The following is a 6,255-nucleotide window of genomic DNA, read 5'->3' as shown; positions in this document are numbered from 1 at the left end:
AGTAATGTGGAATTTGGAGGTAACTATTATGTTGTGTCAATTTACAGTCAAGAATTTTAAAAGTATACGAGACGAGGCAACGTTTGATATGCAAGCTGCCGCCATTTCTGAACATGAAGATCGGATCATCAAGGATAGAGATGGAGAGTTGTATTTGCCGGTGTCAGCTATTTACGGACCGAATGGTGGTGGCAAATCAAATGTCCTTGAAGCTTTGTATAGTTTATCATTAAAGGTTCTTCGACCATTATATGCAACCAGTGATAATGAAGATCGTGTAATACCTCGTAAAAAATTGCTTATTGAGCCATTCTCTTTTTCAGAAAAGAAAAAAGAAGAACCTACGGAATTTGAGGTATTTTTCAGAACGGAGCTGGCTGAGTACCGCTATATTTTAAATATAAAACGCGATGAGGTTTTATATGAACGTCTGGACCGTGTAAAGTTAGATACCGGTAGAAGATCAGCACTTTTTGAGAGAGGCGATGAGGGAATTATTCTGAAAGGCACTTTGGCCAGATTGAAAATAAGTGACGAGTTATCGGATACTCTTCCGTTACTCTCTTATCTTGGAATTACTTATCGGAAAAATGAAGTCGTAAATGATGTGCTGGATTGGTTTGAATTTGGAATTGATTTTATGAATTACGGAAATCCAATGCAGGAGTTGCGTATGGCGATTGCTAATTCTGGTGACGTTAAGGATCTCGTTCTTAAAATGATTCAGGAAATGGATTTGGATATTCTGGATTTTCGTGTGGAAGAAAAAGAACATGATCGAATAGAAGTTTTTACAAAACATGAAGTAGATGGTTATGAAGCAGAGCTTAATCTGTCAGATGAGTCCAGTGGTACAAAAAAAATGTTCGGATTGCTTCCGTTTATCGCGGAAAGTTTGATTGAAGGAACAACTTTAGTAATTGATGAATTAGATGCAAAAATCCATCCTGCGTTACTGCGACACATTATTATGTTGTATAACGATATGGAAGTGAACCGAAAAGGAGCTCAGCTGATTTTTACATCGCATGATTTGTCCACAATGAACAGTGACGTGTTCCGCAGAGACGAAATCTGGTTTGTGGCGAAAGGAAACAGCCAGAACTCCAAGCTGTATTCTCTGGTTGAATTTAAGAACAGAAAAGGAGAATCTGTTCGTAAAGATGCAAAGTTTGACAAGCAGTATCTGGAGGGAAAATATGGCGCTGAACCGTGTTTGCAAAAAATAATAGATTGGGATTACTGGCTTGAGTTATGACTACGAATCGATTAAAATTAGTTCTACAAAAGAGAGAATAGTCATAGAATTTAGTCATAAAATTTGAAAGTAGGTGTTGATTTGAATTTAGGAATTGAAACGGAAACATTAGAATTTAAAAAATCAACAGGTGAATTAAAAGAAGCAATGCATTCTATTTGTGCGATTTTGAATAAACATCAATATGGAGAACTCTATTTTGGCGTAAAGAATGACGGTACTGTGATTGGACAAGTTGTAACAGAAGAGTCTTTGCGGGAAGTAAGCCAGAAAATAAAAAATTTTATTGAACCGAGAATATATCCAGAAATCAATAAGGTTGTATTAGATGGACGAGACTGTATTCATGTAAAATTTTCAGGAGATCAAAGACCATATTTTGCGTATAATGTGGCGAGAATTAGGGTGGCTGATGAAGATTTGGTTATGTCCAGGGAGGAAATCACGAATCTTCTTCTTCAAAGCGGACGGGAAGGTAATCGATGGGAAAATCTGGTGTCAAATAAAAAAATTGATGATGTTGATGAAGAGTTGCTTAAAAAATATTTGGTTCATGCACATGATGCCGGGAGAATTGCAATTTCTTATACGGATAAGAATACAGTTTTGAATCAATTGGAATTAACTGAAGGGGACAAGCTGTTAAATGCCGGAAAGGTACTTTTTAGTGATGATCTGCTTCATGATGTTCAGATGGCGATATTTGCTACAAATGAACGATTGACATTTAATGATATTCAACGTTATCACGGACCGGTATTGAAACTTGTGGATATTGCGGAAAACTATATTAAAAGCAATATTCATTGGAGGGTTGAGTTTACCGGAGAATTACAGAGAACAGAAATACCTGAGATTCCGATTGATGCAATTCGTGAAGCATTGTTAAATTCATTCTGTCATAAGGATTATTCTTCCGGAGAAAGTAATGAAGTGGCAATTTATAAAGATCGTGTTGAAATATACAATCCAGGTACATTCCCAGAAGGATTAGAACCACAGGATTATATTGAACGAGTAGAACGTCCGGTTCGAAGAAATCCGAAAATAGCTAGAATTTTGTATTATTCAAAAGATATTGAGAGTTTTGGAACGGGGTTAAAACGTATTGCGGATGCTTGTGAAAGTGCTGGGGTGCGATATGAATTCCAAAAGAAGAAGACAGGATTTGTCCTAGATTATTCATGGCACAGGCGTGAAAGTGGCTGAAAGCCGCATAGTTACTGTGTTTTGACTGAATATTGCTTTTCATCTATCAAGTGAATGAAAAAAGAGCATCCAAATGTGGTAAAATTAAGGTGTTCAAGACTTAATAAAAACCAACAAAGGAGCCCTTTATGAGTATTGTAAACACCTTATCATTAGAAAGCAATAGACAGATTAAAATAAATTTTGATGGAGGAGACTTATCCTCCGATGCATGCTTACTTCTCATCAAAGAATTTGTAAGCAAACTTGGTATTGATAAGCTTTTTGGCAAAGCTTTCAAGACCAATGATCCTGCATTATTCAGATATCATACGGATCAGAAAAATCTGCTCCAGATGATATATATGATCATTGCCGGTTATTTCGAAGATGACGCTTCCGATGAACTGACAAACGATCCTGTATTCAAGTCTGTACTTGAAAAAGATGCCCTTGCATCACAGCCTACGGTATCAAGATTCTTTAACCGTATGGATGAAGATACCTTAAACCAGTTCCTCGCGATTGGCAGAGTGCTTCGTAAGAAAGTTTACAGTATACAGTTGCCACAAGCTGTTACTCTGGATTTGGATTCTACTCTTCTTGATGCATACGGCAGACAGGAAGGCAGAGCCTTTAATTTTCATTATCAGAGCAATGGCTACCACCCGCTTGTCTGTTATGATGGAATGACCGGGGATCTGATCAAAATCCAGCTTCGCGATGGAACACAGTATTCCTGCACCGGAGTGGTTGACTTCCTGCAGCCGATACTGGATGAATACCTGAATGATTATCCGGCAATCCGTATTCTGCTTCGTGGTGACAGCGGTTTCGCTACGCCTGACCTTTATAAGCAGTGTGAGGAAAACGGCACAAGCTATGTGATTCGGCTGAAAGAGAATGGCATTCTCCGCGAAAAAGCATCCTGTCTTATGGATGAGCTTGATGAAATCACCAAGAATAACAAAGTTGATTATGCAGTAGTCTATGGCGAATTCATGTACAAAGCAGGTTCATGGCCTTATGAAAGGCGCGTGGTATGCAAGGTTGAAAAACCGAAGAACCAAATGGTTTACATGTACACATTTGTTGTAACAAACATGGATTCCTCACCAGAGTATCTTATCAAATTTTACAGCAAACGAGGGCTGATGGAAAACTTCATCAAAGAAAGCAAATCCGGCTTTGATTTCGCGTCCGTAAGCAGTCATACCAGAATAGTAAATGCCAACAGACTACAGGTACATGCTCTTGCGTATAACATATTTAATTGGTTTAGACGATTGGCGTTATCAACAAACATGCGAAAGCAACGCATTGATACCGTCCGTTTAAAACTGCTGAAGATTGCTGCAAAAGTAGTTCATTCAGCAAGATATATCACTTTCAAGCTGTGTAGCAGCTGCCCTTATAAGAAAGAGTTCTATGAGACACTTTCAAATATCAGCGAGCTTCATGCACAGCTGGAATAGCAACTATTAACGAACCTTGACAGCTTAATAACCATCTTGAAATCTGTCACAGGGATACTATACCCTTTTGACAGGTTTATGGACTACGGTTATGGCTGCAAGGATCAATTTTTTAATTCATGGCTCAGTTTTTAGTTCAGATGCTGTTCCGTGAATAATTCAGGTTTGTTGTTTGTTTTTATAGAACTGTGGGAAAAATCGATTGGGAAAAAACTATTTTACAGAGTAAAAAATGAACGAACTTATGGAAAAGAAACTGAGTGAAATAAAAAATGAAGCGATTTTAAAACTTGTCGAATACTTGAAAGAGAATGGAAAGATTACAACGGATATAGGTGTGGAACTTACCGGAAAATCTGTCGCTCAAGTTCGCAGATATTTAAAAGCATTGTGTGATATCGGAATGATAGAAAAAACGAAAAGTACGAAAGGTAATATTTATATTCAGAAATAGTAATTGGATCATGAATTCGCTCATTTTATGAGCGAAAAATGAGCGAATCGTGATCGGAAAATGAGTGAATCATTTTACAGAGGTTTATTTAAAATTATTTTGATAAGCCTCTGTTTTTCTGTTTACAATTCTCAATTTTAATATATAATAAAGTTGTAACAGAACGATATAACTATAACAGAAAGGTCATCCAACATGAATATAGCAGCTTATTGCCGTGTTTCTACCGATAAAACCGACCAGCTCAACAGCCTGGAAGCCCAAAAAGAGTTCTTCTCTGAATATACCAAACGCACTGGTGGCACCTTAGTAAGATTATATGCAGACGAAGGTATTTCCGGAACTAAAATTAAAAATCGTAAAGAATTTCTTCGCATGATGTCCGATGCTGAACACGGTCTCTTTGACATGGTTGTTGTAAAGGATATTTCTCGTTTTGCCAGAAATACGGTGGATCTTTTACAGAATATCCGCAAGTTAAAAGCGTTAGGAATTGAAACACAATTTCTCACAACCAACATGACCAGTATGGGTAACAGTGAATTTCTGCTGACTATTTTCGGTGCTATTGCCCAGGAAGAAAGTGCCAACACTTCCAAGCGTGTGAAATTCGGTAAGAAAATGAATGCAGAAAAGGGACGAGTTCCCAATATTGTCTACGGATATGATAAGACGATTGGTGATCATTTCAATCTGGCTATCAATGAGGAAGAAGCGAAAGTTATCCGACAGATTTTTCAGTGGTATACGGAAGACGGCTATGGTGCTGCTAAAATTGCCAATAAGTTGAATGAAAAAGGGCTGACCACGAAGCGAAACTGCAAGTGGAGTCAGAATGCCATCTGCCGGATCCTGACGAATGAGCTTTACACCGGAAAAATCATCAATGGCAAGCAGGAAGTGACAGATTTCCTGACTGGACAGAGAACGGATAAAGATGAGACAGAATGGATGGTTGTGGAACGACCGGAACTTCGGATAATTGATGATAGGACCTTTGAAAAGGTGGGAGAAACGCTTCATTCCCGGCATGCATCCTTTAATATGAAGCATGAACGCCAAAGCAATAAATATCTTTTCTCCACATTGATTAAATGTAAGGAATGTGGCTGGTCCTTCCGCCGGACAGTGCGGACTTACAAGAATACTTACGTCCGTTGGGTCTGCTCCGGGCATAATGGGCGTGGGGCAGACAGTTGTCCGAATGCGGTGACGGTAGACGAAGAAGAATTAATCGAGGTTTTGCAGGAATATTTTGTGGAAGTATTGAAGCAGAAGAAAAAGGTAATCAACCATGTAGTCAATGAATTCCAGCGCGTTTACAAAGCAAAGGACGAAAACCTAGAATATGAGAAAGAGTTGACTGGACAGCTTACAAAGCTGCAAAAGACAAGACAGAAATATATGGACATGTACACCGATGATCTGATTACCCGTGAAGAATTGAATGAGAGAATTGGTGGCATGCGGCTGGAAATCGAACGTCTGGAAAATGAACTTAAGATGGTTTCCTATCATCTGACCAAAGGGGAGCAACTGGAAGCGGTTCTAAATAATACGTTTAAAGAGATAGAAGATATTACCGATGTTCATGAGATGACAAATGAGCAGTTAAAGAAAATTATCCAGAAGATTGAAGTGGATCGGAATGGAAATGTGGATATTTATCTTCGTTTATTTGGTGATTTGGGATTAAATGAAACCGTTCTAATTTGTGACTACCATACATAAAGACGTAACAGAGAGATTGCTTCAGATTAACCCATCTCTGGCGGCAGAAGCCCGTAAGGTTCTGGATGTGAATAAATCCGAGCGCCATATCCGTGGTGGACTTGCCACCAGGGAAAAATATCTGCATATGGAACATCGATAGAAAAAGA

5 protein-coding genes and 1 pseudogene are annotated in these 6,255 nt (G+C 38.5%); all 6 read left to right on the top strand.

Annotated elements, in window-relative coordinates; all coding sequences use genetic code 11:
- Positions 1 to 1,258, top strand: a 1,258-nt coding sequence (locus tag ACQRCC_RS13985; RefSeq protein WP_427851377.1) for an AAA family ATPase, incomplete at its 5' end; no start/stop codon positions are given.
- Between the two features lie 81 nt (positions 1,259 to 1,339).
- The gene (locus ACQRCC_RS13980) at positions 1,340 to 2,467 is read left to right on the top strand and encodes an RNA-binding domain-containing protein (RefSeq protein WP_427851376.1); all 1,128 of its coding nucleotides are present in this window, start codon (positions 1,340 to 1,342) and stop codon (positions 2,465 to 2,467) included.
- 128 nt (positions 2,468 to 2,595) lie between these two features.
- Positions 2,596 to 3,921: an IS1380 family transposase gene (locus tag ACQRCC_RS13975; RefSeq protein WP_427851375.1), complete on the top strand. Its 1,326-nt coding sequence runs from the start codon at positions 2,596 to 2,598 to the stop codon at positions 3,919 to 3,921.
- A 244-nt stretch (positions 3,922 to 4,165) separates the two neighbouring features.
- Complete coding sequence (locus ACQRCC_RS13970; protein ID WP_427851374.1) at positions 4,166 to 4,375, top strand: FaeA/PapI family transcriptional regulator; 210 nt, start codon at positions 4,166 to 4,168, stop codon at positions 4,373 to 4,375.
- A 195-nt stretch (positions 4,376 to 4,570) separates the two neighbouring features.
- Complete coding sequence (locus tag ACQRCC_RS13965) at positions 4,571 to 6,106, top strand: recombinase family protein (RefSeq protein WP_427851373.1); 1,536 nt, start codon at positions 4,571 to 4,573, stop codon at positions 6,104 to 6,106.
- Positions 6,093 to 6,248: pseudogene (locus ACQRCC_RS13960) on the top strand (sporulation transcriptional regulator SpoIIID); the annotation flags it as partial. The gene ACQRCC_RS13965 and the pseudogene ACQRCC_RS13960, both read left to right, overlap by 14 nt.
- Between the last annotated feature and the right edge of the window lie 7 nt (positions 6,249 to 6,255).

The organism is Sporofaciens sp. SGI.106, assembly GCF_050314255.1.
In the GTDB taxonomy this organism is placed as follows: domain Bacteria; phylum Bacillota; class Clostridia; order Lachnospirales; family Lachnospiraceae; genus Claveliimonas.
The sequence above is the reverse complement of the archived record's forward strand: the minus strand, read 5'-3'. Positions and strand labels throughout refer to the sequence as shown.